Consider the following 18,814-nt stretch of genomic DNA (forward strand, 5'->3'; position numbering starts at 1 on the left):
CTGCCCTGCTGGGCGACGATCTCGTCGAGCGCCGTGGTGAGGCGTTCCTCGAAGTCGCCGCGATAGCGGGTTCCGGCGACCATCGCGGTCAGGTCGAGCTGGACGATGCGCTTGTCCTGCAGGACCTCCGGGACGGCGCCGTCGACGATGCGCTGGGCGAGTCCTTCGACGATGGCCGTCTTGCCGACACCGGCTTCACCGACGAGCACCGGGTTGTTCTTGGTACGCCGGGCGAGGATCTCGATCGTCTGCTCGATCTCGTCGGCGCGGCCGATGACGGGGTCGATGCCGCCGCCCCGGGCCCGTTCGGTGAGGTCGACGCCGAACTTGTCGAGCGTCGGCGTGGACGTCTCCTCCGCGACGGGAGCCGTGGGGACGGGCTGCAGCGCGGTCTGCAATGCCTGCGGTGTCACGCCCAGCGATGCGAGCAGGCGTCCGGGAGCACGGGTCTGGTCGGCCGCGAGGGTGAAGAACAAATGCTCGGGGTCGATGTAGGTGGAGCCGAGTGCGCGCGAGAGCTGGTGCGCCTCGAAGAGCGCGGTCTTCACGGCACCGGTCAGTGCGGGTGCGGAGACGGCCTCACCGGGGCGGCTCTGCGGCAGTCGCTGGTCGACGGCCGCGACGACGTCGGCGGGGTCGGCCCCGGCGCGGTTCATGACCGTGCGGGACGGATCCTGCTCCGCCATGGCGCGGAGGAGGTGCAGCACGTCGAGTTCCGCGTCGCCACGGTCGGTGGCGTAGCGCGCCGCATGTGCGAGGAGGTCCTGGGTCCCGCGGCTCATGAAACGCGTGATGTCGATTCGGCCGGGGCCACCAGGTCCGAAGAATGCCGGCATTCCGAAGCCTTTCTGTCGAACTTGAGCCATTCTCACTCAACTAACGTGCCCGGCGGCCGTGCAATTCCCACGCGCGAATGATCTGGATCACACATCTGGTTGCGGCCATTAATATTGTGCACAACATAACGGTGCACTACATTCATCTCGTGTCGTCCCCCCTCGAACTCGACCAGCAGGTGTGCTTCGCGCTCTACCGCGCGTCCCGCACCGTCACGGCCGCCTACCGGCCGCATCTCGACCGGCTGGGCATCACCTACCCGCAATACCTCGTACTCCTGGCACTGTGGGAACGTGATGCGCGAGGCGTGCAGGATCTGTGCGGCGCACTCGATCTCGACACCGGCACACTGTCCCCCCTGCTCAAGCGGCTCGAGGCCGCCGGATACATCGAGCGGCGCCGGCAACAGGCCGACGAGCGTCGCGTCGTCGTCCATCTCACCGAAGCGGGGGACGCACTCCGGGCGGAGGCCGCGGACATCCCCGAATGCGTGACGCGGGGCAGTCGATTCGACGTCGACGAACTGGTCGCGTTACGCGAGACGCTCCACCGCCTGACCGCCGCGTTGCAGGAAGCACCCGGCGCACTCTCGAAGAAAGGCAGGACATCGTGAACATCGTCTACACCGCCGAAGCACTCGCCACCGGAGCAGGCCGCGACGGCCACGCCCGCACCAGCGACGGCAAACTCGACGTCGACCTCGCCCTGCCCACCGAAATGGGTGGCAGCGGGAAGGGCACCAACCCCGAACAGCTCTTCGCCGCCGGCTACGCCGCGTGCTTCCATTCGGCGTTGCAGATGATCGCCCGGCAGGAGAAGGCGGACGTCGGCGATTCGGCCGTCGGCGCCCGCGTCGGCATCGGCCCGACCGACGCCGGCGGATTCGGTCTCGCCGTCACCCTCGAGGTGACCCTGCCGAACCTCTCCCGCGAGAAGGCGCTCGAGCTCACCGAGAAAGCCCATCAGGTGTGCCCGTACTCCAACGCGACCCGCGGCAACATCGACGTCACCCTCGAGGTGACGGACGACTGAGTCACCCCCGAGAGTGACGGGCGGGTGACGCGCCCCTGCGCTGCGCACGTGTCCACGCCGACCCGTAGCGTGGAGACGTGCGCACGCAGGACCGGTCGCAGCTCACGACGTTCGCGGCCGAACTCGATTTCCCCCTCGACGACTTCCAGCTCGAGGCCTGCCGCGCCCTCGAAGACGCCCGCGACGTGCTGGTGTGCGCTCCCACCGGGGCGGGCAAGACCGTCGTCGGCGAATTCGCCGCTCGCCTCGCGCTCGCAGCGGGCGGTCGCTGTTTCTACACCACCCCCATCAAGGCGCTGAGCAACCAGAAGTATCTCGACCTGTCGCGCCGTTTCGGCGACGACCGGGTCGGTCTGCTCACCGGCGACATCTCGCTGGACCCCCACGCACCCGTGGTCGTCATGACCACCGAAGTGCTGCGCAGCATGCTGCACGGCGGCTCCCCCCTTCTGCACGGTCTCACCCACGTCGTCATGGACGAGGTGCACTATCTCGCCGATCGTGAGCGCGGCGCGGTCTGGGAGGAAGCGATCCTCTCGCTCGCCGGCGGCGTCCGGCTGACGAGCCTGTCGGCCACGGTGAGCAACGCCGAGGAATTCGGTGGCTGGCTGCGCGGCATCCGCGGCGACCTGGCCGTCGTCGTGGAGGAGACCCGCCCCGTACCGCTCACCCAGCACATGCTCGCCGGCGGACGCCTGTTCGACCTGCTGTCGCCCGGCGGCACCGTCGACGAGACCCTCGAGCGGTACATCGCCCACCGCCGGCTCGTCGAAGCCGCGCCCGGCCCCGCGACCGGCAGAGGACGGCGAAGGCGACGGGCACGCGGAGCACCCGGACCGGCCGGCGGCCACCTGCCCGATACCGTCGCCCGCCTCGAGGCCGAACAATTGCTGCCGGCCATCTGGTTCCGGTTCAGCCGCAACGGTTGTGACGACGCCGTCACCGAATGCCTCGAATCGTCGGTCCGTCTCACCGAGGCCGCCGACACCGCCGAGATCCGCGCGGTCGCCGACCGGCACACCGCGGCCCTGCCACCCGCCGACCTCGACGCGGTCGGTCACACCGAGTGGCTCGAAGGTCTCGAACGTGGCTTCGCCGCGCACCACGCCGGTTTGATCCCCGCCTTCCGGCACACCGTCGAGGAACTGTTCGCCCGCGGTCTCGTGCGGGTCGTGTTCGCCACCGAGACCCTCGCCGTGGGGGTGAACATGCCGGCGCGCACCGTCGTCCTCGAACGTCTCGTCAAACCCACCGCCGACGGTCCGGTGCGCCTCTCCCCCGGCGAGTACACGCAGCTCACCGGTCGTGCCGGTCGTCGCGGTATCGACGTCGAAGGGCACGCCGTGGTGCTGTGGAGTCCCGAAGCCGACCCCGCGACCGTCGCCGGTCTCGCCGGCGCACGCTCCTATCCGCTGCACAGTTCGCTGCGCGTGGGATACACGACCGCGATCAACCTGGTCGCCGGTCGCGGCGTTCCCGGGGCGCGGGAGTTCCTGCGACGCTCGTTCGCCCAGTTCCAGGCCGAGCGGTCCGTCGCAGCACTCACCGACGCGGTCCGTGCGAACACGACCACGCTCCGCGATCTCGACACCGAACTCGGCGACGTCGAAGGCTTCACGGAGTACCGGCATCTGAGCGAGCGGCTCGCCGAGGCGCGACGATCCGGCTCGGCCGACCTCGTCGCCTCGCTGGCACGGGCGGTGCGCTCACATCCGGCGCACCGGCGCGGCGACAAGGACCGTCTCCTCACCCTCTCCGCCCGGCGCGCCGCGGTGCACGGCGACACCGAACGAATGCGATCGCAGATCGAGACGGTCACCGGCCGCCTCGCCGACACCTTCGATCGCACACTGGATCTGCTCGAGGAGCGGGGCTATCTGCTCCGGGATCCGGTGGGCGGGTCGGCCCACGTCACCGACGACGGTCGCCGGCTGGGCCGGATCTACTGCACGAACGAACTTCTCGTCGCCGAGTGTGTCCGCACCGGAGCCTGGTCGGGACTGACACCCGCCGAGCTCGCCGCCGTCGCCTCCAGCGCTCTGGGCGAGACCCGGCGCCGCACCGTCGGTGTCCCCGGCCGTACGACCCCGGCGATCGACGAGGCGCTGCGCGCCACCTCGCGGTTGTGGAGCGAACTCGCCGGACGCGAGGAACGACTCGGGCTGGAAGTGGGGCCGGATCCGGATCCGATCGCCGTCGCCGCGATCCATCGCTGGGCGCGCGGGGACGGACTCGCCGCTGCCCTGCGCACCGCGTCGGATGCGGGATTGTCGGCGGGTGATCTGGTCCGCCGATATCTGAGGACCCTCGACCTCGTGGACCAGACCGGACTGTGCCGGCGGGACGAACTGCCGCCGGTCTCCTTCACCCTGACCTGACGGCCGGGGCCTCGCCGGAGCTCAGGGCATCGAGTACTCGACGGAACACAGCCGCTCCGACAGTTCCCACAGTTTCCGGGCCAGGATCTCGTCGCGGGAACGCGAGCTGGACTGCACCCGCTTCGGATGGCCGCGCATCTCGAAGAAGGCGTCGGGCCCGTAATAGCCGCCCGGCTCCGCGTCCGGTGCGGTCGCCGCGTAGAGACTCGGGAGCGCGCCCTGTTGCGGGGACTGCCCGATGATCGGAGTGACGAGTTCGACGATCTTCCCGTGCCAGGACTCGCTGCGGTACTGCAGATTCGTCGACGAGTAACCCGGATGCGCGGCAATCGATCTCACATTCGATCCGGCCGCGGTGAGACGCCGCTGCAGCTCGTATGCGAACAGCAGATTCGCCAGCTTCGACTGCCCGTAGGCGAGCCACCGCTCGTACCGGCGGCGTTCCCAGTCGATGTCGTCGAGATCGATGCTGCCGATGCGGTGCATCGCGCTGCTGACCGTCACGACCCGGTCGGTGATGCGATCGAGCAACAGCCCGGTGAGCGCGAAGTGGCCGAAGTGGTTGGTCCCGATCTGCATCTCGAAGCCGTCGGCCGTCCGCCGCAACGGCACCGCCATGACACCGGCATTGTCGACCAGGACGTCGATGCGCTCGTACTCGGCCCGCACCGCCTCGGCGAATGCACGTACCGATGCCAGATCCGCCAGGTCCAGACGACGGACCCGGGCGCGGTCGCCGAGTCCGGCCGCGACCGCCTCGCCTTTGGCGACGTCGCGGCAGGCGAGCACCACCTCGGCTCCGGCCCGCGCGAGTGCCCGGGCGGTCTCCGCACCGAGACCGCTGTTGGCTCCGGTCACGATCATCGTGCGTCCCGACAGATCCGGAATATCGTTCGTCGTCCACCCCATGCCCGCCACCCTACGGATGCGTGTCGCGCCGCGACAGTCCCCCGCGTCCCGCGGCGATGGCCCCCCGCGTCCCGCGGCAATGCCCCCCGCGTCCCGCGGCAATGCCCCCCCGCGTCCCGCGGCAATGCCCCCGGATCCCGCACGGTGGCCCCGATGGGTTGCACCCTCGCCGTCGGCCGCACCTGCTCGTAGACTGCCCCGGAACGTACGGTCGCACGCGCGCGGGGGCGTATGCACGACAGGAAGGTTCCATCGATGGGGCACCACCCCGGACGTCCGGATCGTGAGCTCGCCGCAGCGTTGCGGAACGGAGCGCCGGATGCCACGGCAGCGGTCTACGACCGTTTCGCCCCCGGTCTGTACGCATACGCGTGCGGTTTCGTCCCCGTGTCGTCCGCATCGGACGTGGTGTACGACTCCGTCTGGGCGGCGGCCGCACGTATCCGGTCGCTGCGCGATCCCGGACTCCTCCGCGCCTGGCTCCACGCCGTGGTCCGGGCCGAGTGTCTCCGGGTACTGAACCGGACCGGATCCGCACTCGAATATCTCCCCGCCACCGATCCCGCCTACCAGGCCGGACCCGAGGTGCTCGAGGTCCGCGAGGCCGTCCATCTGCTCGGCGGCACCGCCCGCGAGGTGGTCGATCTCGCGGTGCGGCACCACTTCTCGTCCCACGAGATCGTGGCGATGCTCGGGTCTGCCGGCGACGGGCGTGTCCTCGCCCATGCGCAGGACTTCGTCGACCGGGCGGTGCCCCGCGTACCGAATGCGCTCGGAACGTTCTCCCTCCTCCCCTTCGCTCCGCTGCCCGCCCACTTGCGGGGACGAGTCCTGGCGGTGCAACCTTCGGAGGCGGAACTGCTCGATCTCGGCCGGCGGCTCGAACCGGTGGACCGTGAGGGCTTTCCGCGTCGTGATCGTCGCGCGAAGCGCACCCTCCCCGTCGTCGCGGCATCGGTGGCGTTGTCCGCCGCCCTGGGTGTGGGTGCGTTGTTCGCGTTCCCGCAGGCCGAGCCCGTCGACCGGCAGGTTCTGCGTCCCGCCACCGAATCGACGCTCGACGCGGGATCCGCGGTCGCCACGATCACGACCGACACGGCGACCGAGACCACTACGACGCCCGAGGCTCCGGAGACGACGACGGAGGAAGCGGTGATCGAGGCACCGGTGGCGACCACCACTGCGGCCCCGCTCACCGAACCCACTGTGGCATCGACCGCTGCCTCCACTACGACGGCGACATCGACCGGTAGCGGTTTCACCAGGCGCGGAGGTCCCGGACGCGAGGCCGAGCCGGAAGAGGAGCGTCAGCACCGGGACACCGAGGAGAGCGACGCACCGGGCACCGCGACGGGTCGTCCCACCACCTCGGGTGCACCCACCACCCCGCGGGAGATGCCGACGCTGCCGACCTTCCCTCCGCGCGGCGGCGGGTGACGCACAGAGTTCACGACGGGACGGTGAACCCGCCCCTACCATCGAGACGTGCCGTCCATTCACCATTCACCGTTGCGGAAGACCGACCCCGAGAGTCTGTACCGGATCGTCGCGCTGCGCACCGACGTGTTCGTCTTCGAGCAGGGCATCACCTGCGAACCGGAACTCGACGGGCGCGATCTCGACCCGGCCACCGAGTTGTTCTGGACGCAGGACGGAGACGAAGTGCTCGCCACCCTGCGCGTGCTCCACGACGACGGGGACATCGCCCACATCGGGCGAGTCGCCACCGCCCGGCACGCACGCGGACGCGGGCTCGCCGCCGACCTGATCGAGGCGGCGCTCGCGACCTGTCCGGCGGTGGTCGACATCTCGGCGCAGGCGTACCTGGAGAACTGGTACGCCCGATTCGGATTCGTGCGCACCGGACCGAACTACATCGAGGCCGGGATCGACCACGTGCCGATGCGCCGGACCGCGTGACCGGGGACGCGCATCAGCCTGCGTCGAATACGGTCATCAGCCGATCTCGAAGTGCACTCCGGTGAGCTTCTCCGACAGCTCCCACAGACGCGTCGCGGTCTCCCGGTCGCGGGCACGACGCCCCACGGCGGCGACACCGGGGGATCCGTACAGCAGGAAGCGCGGACCGATGTAACCACCCGAGACAGCCGGATCGGAGGCGGCGAGCACGACCGATTCGGCCCCCTGGTCCGGCGTGCGCTGCAGGACCCTCTTGCCGAAGCCGAACAGCCGGTCGAACCACGTCCCCGTGTGGCTGCCCACTTCCGTCGCCGCGTAGCCGGGGTGGGCCGCGACCGCGCGCAGAGGCGAGCGGGCCGCAGCGAGGCGGCGTTCCAGTTCGAGATCGAACAGCAGGTTCGCGAGCTTCGACTGCGCGTACCCGGCGGCACGGTTGTACGGGCGCCGTTCCCAGTTCAGGTCGTCGAGATCGACGCGTCCGAGGAGGTGAGCGGCGCTCGACACCGTGACGACGCGACCGGTGATGCGTGGCAACAGCAGTCCGGTGAGGGCGAAGTGTCCGAGATGGTTGATTCCCATCTGCATCTCGAACCCGTCGGCGGTGCGGCTGAGCGGAACCGCCATCACCCCGGCGTTGTTGACCAGGACGTCGATCTGCCGATCGGCGAAGGCGTCCGCGAAGGCACGGATCGCCGAGAGATCGGCGAGATCGAGCGACATCGTCTCGGCCCGGGGCCCGATCTCCTCGGCGATGCGCTTACCACGGTCGACATTGCGGCCGGCGATCACAACCGTGGCTCCGGCAGCTCCGAGCGCCCGGGCCGTCGCTTCACCCACACCGCTGGTGGCCCCCGTCACGACGACGGTGCGGCCGACCAGCGTTGTGGAAGCGTCAGGCGCCAATCGAGGACTTGAGCATCGGGAGCATCGCCCACAGCTCGTCCTGCCAGTATCCCCACGAGTGGGTGCCCAGGACCGGGAACGAGAAGTGTGCGGTGTCGATGCCCAGGGTCAGCAGGCGCACCTGGAAGGCACGGTTCTGCGTGAGGGCGAGCGCTTCGAGCCCCATGGCGTTGGTCGTGTTGAAGCTGCCCACGAGCGAGCCCGGCCGGTCGTACTGGCCTGGCAGACCGCTCGCCGCGGAGATCCACATCGGCAGACCGCGCAGGTTCGGCGCCGCGACGAACGGGTCGTGACGCAGCCACGCCGAATCCCAGGGCGGTCCCCACATCGCGTCGGAGTTGTATCCGCCGGCGTCGAGCATGGCCACACGGATGGCTTCGCGCATCCCCGGTGCCGAGAGGTTGAGGTAACCCGACAACGAACCGGCGAACGTGAACTGGTTGCGGTGGTAGGCGGCCAGGATCAGCGCCGCGTTGCCGCCCATCGACAGGCCGACCACCGCGTTGTTGCTGCGGTCGATGCCGTAGACGTTCGCGAGATGGTCCGGCAGGTTCTGGGTCAGGAAGGACTCCCACTTGTACGTGTAGGGCTGACCGTTGAAATTGCTCGGCGCGTACCAATCGGCGTAGAAGCTCGACTGCCCACCGACCGGCATGATCACGTTGACACCGTGGTCGGCGAGCCACGCCGCGTTGGTCTCGTGTTCCCAGCCGCTCATGTCGTCGGTGGCACGCAGCCCGTCGAGCAGATAGACGGCCTTGTTGCTGCCGTTGTTCGCTCGCCAGATGCGCACCTTGATCGCGCCTACACCGCCCGGTGCCGCGACCATGTCCTCGTGGAACCGGGTGTACGGGTCGGCCGAGGCCGTCCCGGCCCCGACTCCCGTGAACACGAGGGCCAGTGGAAGTACCACCGCTGCCACCAGTAGCCGAACGAGAGCGCGTCCCCCCCGCCGACGTGTTCCGGTCTTCGCCGAAATCGTCACAACAAGCTCCCCTTGCACTCCAGTAACATTCTTCACTTCCGTCCCAGGGTATCGACGGTGCAGAAACCTTAAGCAGGCTTGCACACAATCGTTATCGTGGAAAGCCCGGCCGTGTTATCGACGCGGCTTCGGCACGTTGTCGACACAGCGTCGGCACCGGGAATCCCACGGTGCGACTAACCTGACGATCCGTGCCCGACGCTCCCCTCCCCGTTCGCGACGGCTTGAACCCCACCCGCCTGCGACTGCCGGAAAATGCCAGCTGGGAGACCATAGCGGAGTTCCTGGCGGCGCGCTTCCCGAGCGATACGACACGAATTGCGGAGAAGATCGAAGGCGGCGAAGTGGTCGTACAGGACGGAACTCCGATCACGTTCTCCACGCCGTACACCCCACGCGAATTCGTGTATCTCTACCGTGATCCTCCGGCCCAGCCGCGCGTCCCGTTCGAGATCGACATCCTCCATCGGGACGAGAACCTGCTCGTAGTCGACAAGCCGCACTTCCTGGCGACCACACCTCGCGGCTCGTGGGTGACGGAGACAGCCCTGGTCCGGCTGCGCACGGAACTGGATCTTCCCGAGCTGTCCCCCGCTCATCGACTCGACCGGCTCACGGCGGGCGTACTGGTGTTCACCGTCCGGCGCGAGGCGCGACGCGCGTACCAGACCCTGTTCGACCGGCGTCTCGTGGAGAAGGAGTACGAAGCGATCGCTCCGGCCGCACCGCATCTCGACTTCCCCCTCCACGTACGCAGCCGCATCGTCAAGGAGCGCGGCGTCCTGCAGGCACGCGAGGTCGAGGGTCCTGTCGACGCGGTGACCCGGATCGACGTCGTGGCCACGGCCGGCGACCGTGCCCGTTACCTTTTGCGTCCCCGCACCGGCAGGACGCACCAACTCCGTGTCCACATGAACTCGCTGGGGATCCCCATTCTCGGCGACAACCTCTATCCGGAGGTGTACGAAGTTGGGGCACAAGACTATTCGAATCCACTGCAGCTACTGGCGCGCTCGGTGTCGTTCCACGATCCCATCACAGGTCGGTCGACCCGCTTCGTAAGCCGACGAAACCTGGCAGCATGGGGTAACAGCACGCCAGGACCCCGCTGACCGGCGAGTTCTCGTCTTGGAGGTTCCCATGGATATCGGCATCATCTCGCGTACCTACGACGGGAGGGTCGCTCTTCGGTTCCAACGCTCGTTCCCCTACACCCCCGAGAAGGTGTGGGGCGTCCTCACCGATCCCCAGCACCTCCGCGCCTGGTTCCCTGCCGACGTCGAATTCGAACTCACGCCCGGAGCGGCACTCGAGTTCCGATCCACACAGGAACAGACCCGGCGTTTCGGACTCCCGGAAGGACACACCACCACGGGCAGCGTCCTCACGGTGCGCACCGGACGGATCCTGGAATACCTTTGGGACGCCGATGTTCTGCACTGGGAGATCACTCCCGACGGCTCCGGCGGGTGCTGGCTCACCCTCACCCACACCACCGACGACGAAGAGGACGCCCTCGCGCACGGCGCGGGCTGGCACGCCGGGTTCGAAGTGGTCGAGGCCCAGTTGGCGGGACGCCCCGTCGACTGGTCGATCTGGGACCGCGCCGCCGAACTGAGTTCGCACTATCGGGGCGATTCGGACTGATCCCCTAGCGTCGCGCTCCCCGCTGCGCGGGAGCGGATCCGACCCGGTCGAGATCGTGTTCCCGGCCGGCCGTCCGAGCGACGATCCGCGCACCCCACGCTCCGATCGCGTCCCAGTCCCGGAAATCACCGGAGGGGGCGCCGAACATCCTGACGACCATCCGTTCGCCGGTGCCGAGCACCGCCGGATCCAGCTTTCCCGGGAAGGTGCGATGCTCGCAGGCGGCGACGCGTTCGGCGACGGCGCACGCGTCGTACGACGTGTCGACCCGTCGCCCACCCGAAGCGACCGGGCCCGACGAGAAGAGATAGACGTCGCGCTCGCGCAACTCGGACGCATACCGCTCGGCGAACTCCCGTGCGCTGCGCAGCCAGCGACCGCGATAGACGGCACTGCCGAGCACCACGACGTCGTACGCGCCGAGATCGTCGACGTGCTCGGGCGCGTTCACGTCGACCTGTGCGCCGCGGTGGCGCATCGACGCGGCGAGTGCGGTCGCGATCTCCGCGGTCGAACCGTGCCGACTGGCCACCGAAACAAGAACCTTCATCACTACCCTCCGGACCCGCGTCGAACCATGATCACCCCGGAACCGAGCCTTGACCAGGGCCGAAGTGCTCTTTGCCCGGTATCGGCAGATCACAGCCGGACGAATCACCGCATACCGGACCGCATGGCAAGGTGGAAGGCGACGCGTACCGAGAAGGAGCAGATGGATGCCCAGCACACCGTCCCCGGCCGCCGCGGAGGAGGCCGAACGCAAGTACTCCGCCACCGGCGACCAGCCGCTCCCCGACCTGGCGGGGTTGCCGTCGGTCGATGCGATCGACGTCGACCGATTCGAACTGTCGGCCCAGTACTACGACACTGCCGACCTGAGCCTGCTGCGCTCGAAGATCACGCTCCGCAGGCGTGAGGGCGGCGACGACGCAGGATGGCATCTCAAGCTCCCGTCCGGTGTCGACACCCGCACCGAACTGCACTTCCCCCTCGGCGACGACTCGGCTGAGGGCATCCCCGCCGACCTGTCGTCCCTGCTGCTCGGGATCCGTCGCGGTGCGCCGCTGAGTCTGGCCGCCCTGCTGGTCACACAACGGCATCGGCACCGTCTCCGCTCCCCCGACGGCGACCTCGTCGCGGAGGTGGTCGTCGACGAGGTGGACGCCGTACGCCGGGCCGACGGGTCCGAGATCCGCTGGCGGGAGATCGAGGTCGAATGGAACTCCTCGTTCGACGAGAAGACCATCGGCCGCTTCCTCGCGGCGCTCGAGAAGCGCTTCGTGGCGGCCGGGATCACCCGCTCGGAGAGCCCCTCGAAACTGCACCGTGTGCTCGGTGATCTGATCCCCACCCGACCGCGGATCGCGAAGGGCCTGCTCCCCGTTCGCGACTATCTCGCAGCCGAACTGCACACTCTGGAGTTGTCGGACCTCGCGGTGCGTCGCGACGCTCCCGATTCGGTGCACAGCATGCGCAAGGCCGCGCGGCGCCTGCGCAGCGCACTGCAGACCTACTCCGGCGAGATCGCCGTGGACGACGACCTCGTCGACGAGCTGCGCTGGCTCGGAAGACGTCTCAGCCCGTCGCGCGATCTCGAGGTCCAATGGGAACGACTCGCGGATCGCGTGGCCGACATCCCGGTCGAGTCGCACCGGGAAGCGACGCGAGCCCGTATCGACGAGTACTTCTCGGCCGCATCCGAGGCTGCACGTCTCGAGGCCGTCGACACCCTCCGTTCCGACCGGTACGTCGCGTTGCTCACCCGACTCGACTCGGCGATCGTCGACCTCACCCCCGCGACCGAAGCAGTGGGTGCACGACCGAAGGTCGCGCGGAAGGAACTGCTGCATGCGATCGAATCGCTCTCGGACAAGGTGTCGCGTCGCGTCGCCAAGGTGGGAGAGGCCGAGAGCACGGCCGAACGCGACGAGTTGATGCACCGGGCCCGCAAGGGGGCCAAACGGATGCGGTACGCCATCGAGGTGATCGCGCCGCTGCATCCGAAGCGCTCCGGGCGGATCCTCGACCGGTTCGACACCTTCCAGGATCTGCTCGGCGAATTCCAGGACTCCGTGGTGGCCCGGGAACACCTCCTGCACATGCTCTCCGAGCAGGGCCACACCGCCGAGACCAGCTTCGGGCTCGGGATCCTGTTCCGCATCGAGAGCGAGATCGGCGACGCACAGGCCGCGCACCTGGACGAGGGCTGGAGGAAGGCCCACCGATCGGCCCGCCGGTTGTGGAGCTGACCGAGGTCCGAAGGCCCTGGTCCGGTCCTGTCCAATCGGGGATCATGAAGACCGTCGACAGCAGGTCACGATCGCGTCGTGGCGGTAACGTGACCTCGAGCCGACCGGCACACGGGAAGCCGGGCGCCGCAACGAGAAGGAGACATCGATGAGCACACCGAGCACCGGCAAGGCAGTCGTCGCAGGCGTGGACGGCTCCGAAACGGCTGTAGCGGCAGCGCGATGGGCCGGCGCCGTCGCGTCGCGTATCGGAGCACCCCTCCACCTCGTGCACTCGATGCCCCCGGAGGGCATCTTCTACAGCGAGGCCGCGGTGCTGGTGCAGTCGCAGATGATCCAGCAGCTCGAGGAGGACGGCAAGAAGCTCCTCGCCGACGCCGCCGAGCGCGTCCGCGCCGATCACCCCGACCTCGAGATCGGTAGTTTCATCGGCCCCGGCCCCGCAGCCAAGTCGCTCCTCGAAGCCGCCGAGGATGCCCGCCTGGTGGTCATGGGCGCCACCGGCGCGGGCGCACTGGAGAACTTCCTGCTCGGCTCCACCGTCCTGCGTGTCGCGAACCATGCACCGTGTCCGGTGGTGGTGTGGCGCGGCGACACCGACGCACCGCTGCCCGATTCGCGGCCGATCGTCGTCGGCGTGGACGGAAGCGAATTGTCCTCGGCCGCAGTCACTCACGCGTTCGACCTCGCTTCGGCCCTGAACGTCCCGCTCCGTGCCGTGCACTCGTGGATCGGTGATGCCGCTCTCGGCGTCGGCGCCACCGCCGCGCTGGTCGACTGGGATGCGGTGGAGACCTCGGAGACCGCGGTTCTCGCCGAGACCCTCGCCGGATGGAGCGACCGTCACCCCGAGGTCACCGTCGACCGCGTGATCGACCGGGGCCCGGCGACGAAGGTCCTGCTTGCGCACCTCGACGACGCCCAGCTCGTCGCGGTCGGAAGCCACGGTCGTGGCCAGTTCCGCGCCGCACTGCTCGGATCCACGAGTCAGAACCTGCTGCACAAGGCCCCGTGCCCGGTGCTCATCGCGCGCACGGTCTAGACCGGCTCCTCCGGGGAACGGGGATCGCTTCGACGGAAGCGGTCCCCGTTCCCCGTTCGATCGACGCGATCACCAGGGCGCCGGACCGAGCATGCTCTCCAGTCGCGTCTCGTCGACGGTCTCGACGCCCGTGTCGATCCGGAACGCCTCCGGCCACGGGTCCCTCCGCCGGAGTTGCTGTTCGAGCACGGCGGGAGTCGCATCGGAGGCATCGTCGCCGCGTTGGGCTCGGGATGCCATCCGCTGCAGAAGGATTCCTTCGTCCGCTCGACATTCGATCTCGATCACATCCACTGCCGCGTCGTCGGCCACCCTGCGGGCCGCGTGGCGCTGCGCGGACGACAACCAGGTCGCGTCCAGCACGACGGATCGTCCGCGGGTGAGCGTGGTCCCGGCGCGGCGGAGCATCTCCCGGTAGGTCGCCTCCGAATGCGCCGGCGCGTACAGGCCGGTGTCCGTTCCGTCGCCGGTCCGGTCGGTGGGCCGCAGCCCCACCAGTTCCTTGCGGACGACGTCGCTGCGCACCACCTCCGCGCCGAGATACGCGCCGACCGTGCGCGCGAGCGTCGTCTTGCCGGTTGCGGAGACACCCCCCACGAGCACCATGCGAAGACGTCCGCGGTCGAGATGGCACTCGAGCAGGTCGAGGAAGCCTGTGGCCGTCTCCCGCGCCCCCGTATCACCCTGCTCGTAGCGGAGGGCGGTCACCTTCGCCCGCACCAGCGCTCGATAGGCGATGTAGTGGTGCACGAGCGACGGCGGCGGCCGATCACCCGAGACCTCGGCGTACTGCTCCAGCAGCCGCCGCGCCGCGGCCTCGGCGCCCAGACGTTCGAGATCCATTGCGAGGAAGGCAAGATCGAGAACCGCGTCTCCGTAGCGCAGTTCGTCGTCGAACTCGAGGCAGTCGATGATGCGCGGGCCGTCGTCGAGGCAGAAGATATCGTCGGCGAGCAGATCGCCGTGTCCGTCCACGGCCCGGCCCGCCGCGATGCGTTCGTCGAACAGGGCCGTCCGGCCCGCGAGATAACGATGCACGGACTCGCGTATCCGTGCCGACGAGTCGGCGCGATCCGCTCCCACCTCCAGCCCACCGAGATGGTCGAGACTGAGATCCCACAACTCGGCGACGAAATCCGCGGAGGCACACCGGTCGATGCCGGGGCTGTGCGGCGAGGAGGCGTGCAGCGCCGCGACCTGCCGGGCCACCTCGTCGATCACCGACGACACGTCCTCCCCCAGCCGGACCGCCGCGGCCAGGCGCCGGTCGTCCGGGAGCCGCACCATTTCGACGAGGTGCTCGCACGGCTGCCCGTCCGGGCCGTAGACGTCCGCGACCCCCAGGTAGACGTCGGGCGCGAGACGGCGGTTGAGTTCCACTTCGCGGTGACAGATCCGCTCGCGGGCCTCCCGCGTGCGGTTGTCGAGGAAGCCCAGGTCGAGCGGCTTCTTCATCTTGTGCACGCGATCGCCGACGAAGAACACCACCGACGAGTGCGTCTCCCGCAGCCCCGCGTACTCGACGAGCCCTGCATGTTCGCCACCGTCCGGTCCGGTACCTGCGGTCACTGCGTCCTCCCTGCCGTCGGAGGGTCCACCGAGCCCTCTCGTCCACCACATTGTCGTTCAGGCACTCCACCGGTGCATCTGCGAAGTCTCTGCGATCGTCCGGATTGCCCGAACGAAACGGCCACGACAGGTAACTTTCACACCGGGGCGACTTCTGGACGGGGTGAGATGAGGAACGACCAACTGGGGCGACCACGAGGCGACGACACCGTGAGGGCACCCGGCGGACCGACGGTGGCGGTCGTGGCGTACACGACGACGCTCGAACGGACGATGATCGAGGACTGGCTGCGTTCGGACGAGGTACCCGCCGAGTACCGCACGCCGACCGGTCCGCAATCGCTCGAACTCGACTCCCGGGTGCTCGCGGACCAGCTCGTCACCCGCACCGACGACCCGCTGATCCTGCCCGTGCGCGTCGTGTGGCTCCCGGCCGAGCGGGACGGTGCGCGACGCGTGCGGTTCTCCGACGTCCTGGCCCTGACGAACCCGCGCAACCCGAATCTGCTGCTGCAGAAGTGGCTCGTGCGCAAGGGTGCCGACCGCCACCGGATCGTCGTGGCCCAACCGGCCCGCCTGTCCGAATTGCGTGCCGCGCTCGCCGCGGAGCACGGGGCCGCCGACGACGAGGCCCTCGCGCGATACGTGACCCGCCGCGCCGTCGTCGCACTCGAACGCGCCGAACGTGCCGTGATCGGGGACCGCTACAAGGTCCCTCGGCTCGTCGCCGCACAGATCATGGACTCGTCGCTCTTCCGGCGCCGTCTCGACGAGATCGCCGCCGAGCACGATCTGTCGCGCGCCGAGATCGACGCGCGGGCACGCAGTGCGCTCGACGAACTGGTGGCCGTGCAGTCGCGTCTGGTCACCGACCTGTTCACGCAGGCGATGCGACCGCTGCACGCGGCGGCCTGGACGGTGCACGCCGACGAGTCCGGCCTGCGTGCGCTGCGCGAGTGCAACCGCCGGCACTCCCTGGTGTTCCTCCCGTCGCATCGGTCCTATGCCGATGCCTTCGTCCTGGGCGACATCCTGGCGGCGAACGACTTTCCCGGCAACCACATCATGGGCGGAGCCAACCTCACCTTCTGGCCGATCGGTCCCGTCGCCCGCCGCACCGGCACGGTGTTCATCCGGCGCAGTTTCGCCGACGACGACGTGTACAAGGCGGCGCTCGAGGAGTACTTCGCGTTCCTGCTCAGCAAGCGGTTCAACCTCGAATGGTATTTCGAGGGCGGCCGGACCCGGACGGGCAAGCTCCGGGCCCCACGCTACGGCCTGCTCAGTTACGTCGCCAACGCGATCCGCAGCGGGCGGGTCGAGGACGCGATGCTGGTGCCCGTATCGATCACCTACGAGGGCCTCGCCGAGGTCGCGGCGGTCGCCGCCGAACAGACCGGCGCCACGAAGAAGCCCGAAGGGCTGGGTTGGCTCGTCCGTTACGCCCGCAACCAGCGCAAGCGGGCCGGGAACGTGTACGTGCGGTTCGGTGATCCCGTGTCGATGCGCGAACTGCTGGTCGCCGGTGGGGATCCGGACCTGACCGCACCGGCTCTCGCCGCCGGCCCCTCCGCGGCGGCAACGGATTCGGAGGAAGTACGAGCACTGCGCCGGAAAGCGCTGCAGAAGGTCGCCTTCGAGGCCGCGGTCGGCATCAACTGCAACACCCCGGTGACGGTGAACTGCCTGGTCACCCTGGCACTGCTCGGTGTACGCGACCGCTCGCTGACGCTCGAGGAGGTACGGGCGGTGATCGCCCCGGTCCGCCGCTATCTCGACCGTCGCGGTGTTCCGCAGGGCGGCCTGCACATCCTCGACGTCGAGGGCGGACTCGAGGATGTGCTCTCGTCGCTGACCCACGCAGGTGTGGTCACCACCTACGCCGGCGGGGAGGAACCGGTCTACTCCATCGAGCCGGGCCAGCATCTCGTGGCGGCGTTCTACCGCAACAGCGGCGTGCACTGGTTCGTCAATCGCTCGATCATGGAACTGGCGATCCTGTACGCACACGCCAATCCCGGCGACGATCCCGCCCGTGTCGCGTGGGAGGAGGCGAAGAACCTCCGCGACCTGCTGAAGTTCGAGTTCTTCTTCCCCGACCGCGACACCTTCGAGGCCCAGATTCGCGACGAGCTGGCTTGGCTCGTCCCGTCCTGGGGCGATGCCCTGCCGACGAAGGACGAGGCGCTCACCGGCCTCGTCGAAACCGGTTTCTTCATGTCGCACCGCACGCTGCGGTCGTTCTTCGACGCGCAACTCGTCGTCGCGGAGCGTCTCGCCGTGCGAGACCCCGAACTCGAGATCGACCGCGCCGCCTTCCTCGCGGAGTGTGTGGCGGTGGGGCGGCAGATGCTGTTGCAGCGCCGCTTGTACGGACCGGAATCGGTGTCGTCGGAGTTGTTCGCGTCCGCACTCGACCTGGCACGCAATCGAGGACTACTCGACCGGAACGAGAACAGCGAGGTCGTCCGCGAACGCAGGACGGCATTCGCAACGGAGCTGTCGGCGTTGGCGCAGCGGGTCGCGCTGGCCGAGTCGCTCGACGTGTCGAACAGGAAGGTGGAGCGGTGAATCTCGAGCAGGCCCTCGAACGGGTGCGCACGGGTCCGCACGGACCCGAGGTGGCGGCATTCTTCGACTTCGACGGCACCATCGTGCACGGGTTCTCCGGTGTCCACTTCTTCCGCGATCGGGTGCTCGCCGGAAAGGTCTCCGCATCCGAACTCGCCGCGACGATGATCAACGGACTCCGCGGGACGGAGACCGAGGATGATTTCGAACGTTTCGTCGCGATCGCCTTCAAGGCGTGGCGCGGTCACACCGAGGACGAACTCTACGAGATCGGCAACCGTCTGTTCATGACGACCATCGCCGGGCATCTGTATCCGGAGGCGTGGCAGCTCATCGGGGCGCACCAGAATGCGGGTCACACGGTGGTGATCGCCTCGTCGGCGTCCCGCTACCAGATCCAGGCCGCCGGGGACGCATTGGGAGTCGAGCACATCCTGTTCACCCCCCTCGAGGTGGAGAACGGTGTGCTCACCGGGCGGGTCGATGGGAAATCGTTGTGGCGCAGCGGAAAAGCGGAAGCGGCGCGCAATTTCATCGAGACTCACGGTATCGACGCCGAGGCCAGCTACACCTATTCCAACGGTGGCGAGGACGTGGAGTTCCTGGCCACCACCGGCAACCCCACCGCCACCAACCCCGATCGCACCCTCGCGCGCGTAGCCGCCGAACGCGACTGGCCGATCATGCGTTTCCGGCCGCGCGGTACGCCGGGTGCGCGGGAACTGGTTCGGACCGTCGCCGCATACAGCGGTTTCTTCGGCTCGGTGTGGAC

At 68.8% G+C, this 18,814-nt stretch carries 17 protein-coding genes; 11 read left to right on the plus strand and 6 right to left on the minus strand.

Annotated elements, in window-relative coordinates; translation table 11 throughout:
• A partial coding sequence (locus R1101_RS0105100; RefSeq protein ID WP_016932401.1) for a Clp protease N-terminal domain-containing protein occupies positions 1-836 on the minus strand: 836 nt, incomplete at its 3' end.
• A 149-nt stretch (positions 837-985) separates the two neighbouring features.
• On the opposite strand from R1101_RS0105100, the gene R1101_RS0105105 reads away from it, so the two are divergent.
• The 3 genes from R1101_RS0105105 (at position 986) to R1101_RS0105115 (ending at position 4,247) form a co-directional block, all read left to right on the plus strand.
• The gene (locus R1101_RS0105105) at positions 986-1,450 is read left to right on the plus strand and encodes a MarR family winged helix-turn-helix transcriptional regulator (RefSeq protein WP_016932402.1); all 465 of its coding nucleotides are present in this window, start codon (positions 986-988) and stop codon (positions 1,448-1,450) included.
• Entirely contained in the window at positions 1,447-1,869 is a 423-nt protein-coding gene (locus R1101_RS0105110; protein ID WP_016932403.1) for an organic hydroperoxide resistance protein, read from the plus strand. Before R1101_RS0105105 ends, R1101_RS0105110 begins: the two co-directional genes overlap by 4 nt.
• A 77-nt stretch (positions 1,870-1,946) precedes the next feature.
• Positions 1,947-4,247, plus strand: coding sequence for a DEAD/DEAH box helicase (locus R1101_RS0105115; RefSeq protein WP_016932404.1), 2,301 nt, complete (start codon positions 1,947-1,949; stop codon positions 4,245-4,247).
• Positions 4,248-4,268: 21 nt separating this feature from the next.
• Here the strand turns inward: R1101_RS0105115 and R1101_RS0105120 are convergent, their stop codons facing one another.
• Complete coding sequence (locus R1101_RS0105120) at positions 4,269-5,156, minus strand: oxidoreductase (RefSeq protein WP_016932405.1); 888 nt, start codon at positions 5,154-5,156, stop codon at positions 4,269-4,271.
• A gap of 255 nt (positions 5,157-5,411) precedes the next feature.
• Between R1101_RS0105120 and R1101_RS0105125 the strand changes: the two genes are divergently transcribed.
• Positions 5,412-6,593 carry an RNA polymerase sigma factor gene (locus R1101_RS0105125; RefSeq protein WP_157179119.1) on the plus strand — a complete coding sequence of 394 codons (1,182 nt, stop codon included), beginning with the start codon at positions 5,412-5,414 and terminating at the stop codon, positions 6,591-6,593.
• A 48-nt stretch (positions 6,594-6,641) separates the two neighbouring features.
• On the plus strand, positions 6,642-7,076 hold the full coding sequence (locus tag R1101_RS0105130) for a GNAT family N-acetyltransferase (protein WP_026002902.1): 435 nt from the start codon (positions 6,642-6,644) through the stop codon (positions 7,074-7,076).
• Between the two features lie 36 nt (positions 7,077-7,112).
• Here the strand turns inward: R1101_RS0105130 and R1101_RS0105135 are convergent, their stop codons facing one another.
• Both R1101_RS0105135 and R1101_RS0105140 read right to left on the minus strand, forming a co-directional pair.
• Positions 7,113-7,979: an oxidoreductase gene (locus R1101_RS0105135; protein WP_026002903.1), complete on the minus strand. Its 867-nt coding sequence runs from the start codon at positions 7,977-7,979 to the stop codon at positions 7,113-7,115.
• The gene (locus R1101_RS0105140; protein WP_026002904.1) at positions 7,969-8,904 is read right to left on the minus strand and encodes an alpha/beta hydrolase; all 936 of its coding nucleotides are present in this window, start codon (positions 8,902-8,904) and stop codon (positions 7,969-7,971) included. The genes R1101_RS0105135 and R1101_RS0105140 overlap by 11 nt, the downstream gene beginning before the upstream one ends.
• A 251-nt stretch (positions 8,905-9,155) precedes the next feature.
• On the opposite strand from R1101_RS0105140, the gene R1101_RS0105145 reads away from it, so the two are divergent.
• Entirely contained in the window at positions 9,156-10,076 is a 921-nt protein-coding gene (locus R1101_RS0105145) for a pseudouridine synthase (protein WP_026002905.1), read from the plus strand.
• A gap of 28 nt (positions 10,077-10,104) precedes the next feature.
• The gene (locus tag R1101_RS0105150; RefSeq protein ID WP_016932411.1) at positions 10,105-10,611 is read left to right on the plus strand and encodes an SRPBCC domain-containing protein; all 507 of its coding nucleotides are present in this window, start codon (positions 10,105-10,107) and stop codon (positions 10,609-10,611) included.
• A 4-nt stretch (positions 10,612-10,615) separates the two neighbouring features.
• On the opposite strand, the gene R1101_RS0105155 is transcribed toward R1101_RS0105150, so the two are convergent.
• Positions 10,616-11,161 carry a flavodoxin domain-containing protein gene (locus tag R1101_RS0105155; protein ID WP_016932412.1) on the minus strand — a complete coding sequence of 182 codons (546 nt, stop codon included), beginning with the start codon at positions 11,159-11,161 and terminating at the stop codon, positions 10,616-10,618.
• A 166-nt stretch (positions 11,162-11,327) separates the two neighbouring features.
• Here R1101_RS0105155 and R1101_RS0105160 point away from each other — a divergent pair, with 166 nt between their 5' ends.
• Together R1101_RS0105160 and R1101_RS0105165 are read left to right on the plus strand one after the other, a co-directional pair.
• A complete protein-coding gene (locus R1101_RS0105160; RefSeq protein WP_016932413.1) occupies positions 11,328-12,860 on the plus strand; it encodes a CYTH and CHAD domain-containing protein in 1,533 nt (510 codons plus the stop codon).
• Between the two features lie 148 nt (positions 12,861-13,008).
• Positions 13,009-13,902 carry a universal stress protein gene (locus R1101_RS0105165; protein ID WP_016932414.1) on the plus strand — a complete coding sequence of 298 codons (894 nt, stop codon included), beginning with the start codon at positions 13,009-13,011 and terminating at the stop codon, positions 13,900-13,902.
• 69 nt (positions 13,903-13,971) lie between these two features.
• On the opposite strand, the gene R1101_RS0105170 is transcribed toward R1101_RS0105165, so the two are convergent.
• Positions 13,972-15,522: a bifunctional aminoglycoside phosphotransferase/ATP-binding protein gene (locus tag R1101_RS0105170; protein WP_037222210.1), complete on the minus strand. Its 1,551-nt coding sequence runs from the start codon at positions 15,520-15,522 to the stop codon at positions 13,972-13,974.
• Positions 15,523-15,639: 117 nt separating this feature from the next.
• Between R1101_RS0105170 and R1101_RS0105175 the strand changes: the two genes are divergently transcribed.
• Positions 15,640-18,042 (plus strand): glycerol-3-phosphate 1-O-acyltransferase, encoded by a 2,403-nt coding sequence (locus R1101_RS0105175; RefSeq protein ID WP_051017471.1) that lies wholly within the window; start codon positions 15,640-15,642, stop codon positions 18,040-18,042.
• Positions 18,039-18,814 (plus strand): HAD family hydrolase (locus R1101_RS0105180; protein ID WP_016932417.1); only part of this gene is annotated, 776 nt, incomplete at its 3' end. The genes R1101_RS0105175 and R1101_RS0105180, both read left to right, overlap by 4 nt.

Source organism: Rhodococcus sp. R1101, assembly GCF_000278445.1.
GTDB lineage: Bacteria > Actinomycetota > Actinomycetes > Mycobacteriales > Mycobacteriaceae > Rhodococcus > Rhodococcus gordoniae.

Coding starts and splice junctions, on each gene's coding strand:
- R1101_RS0105125 (WP_157179119.1), top strand. CDS start 5,412: ATGGGGCACCACCCCGGACGTCCGGATCGTGAGCTCGCCGCAGCGTTG.
- R1101_RS0105160 (WP_016932413.1), top strand. CDS start 11,328: ATGCCCAGCACACCGTCCCCGGCCGCCGCGGAGGAGGCCGAACGCAAG.
- R1101_RS0105120 (WP_016932405.1), bottom strand. CDS start 5,156: ATGGGGTGGACGACGAACGATATTCCGGATCTGTCGGGACGCACGATG.
- R1101_RS0105165 (WP_016932414.1), top strand. CDS start 13,009: ATGAGCACACCGAGCACCGGCAAGGCAGTCGTCGCAGGCGTGGACGGC.
- R1101_RS0105155 (WP_016932412.1), bottom strand. CDS start 11,161: ATGAAGGTTCTTGTTTCGGTGGCCAGTCGGCACGGTTCGACCGCGGAG.
- R1101_RS0105170 (WP_037222210.1), bottom strand. CDS start 15,522: ATGTGGTGGACGAGAGGGCTCGGTGGACCCTCCGACGGCAGGGAGGAC.
- R1101_RS0105150 (WP_016932411.1), top strand. CDS start 10,105: ATGGATATCGGCATCATCTCGCGTACCTACGACGGGAGGGTCGCTCTT.
- R1101_RS0105175 (WP_051017471.1), top strand. CDS start 15,640: ATGAGGAACGACCAACTGGGGCGACCACGAGGCGACGACACCGTGAGG.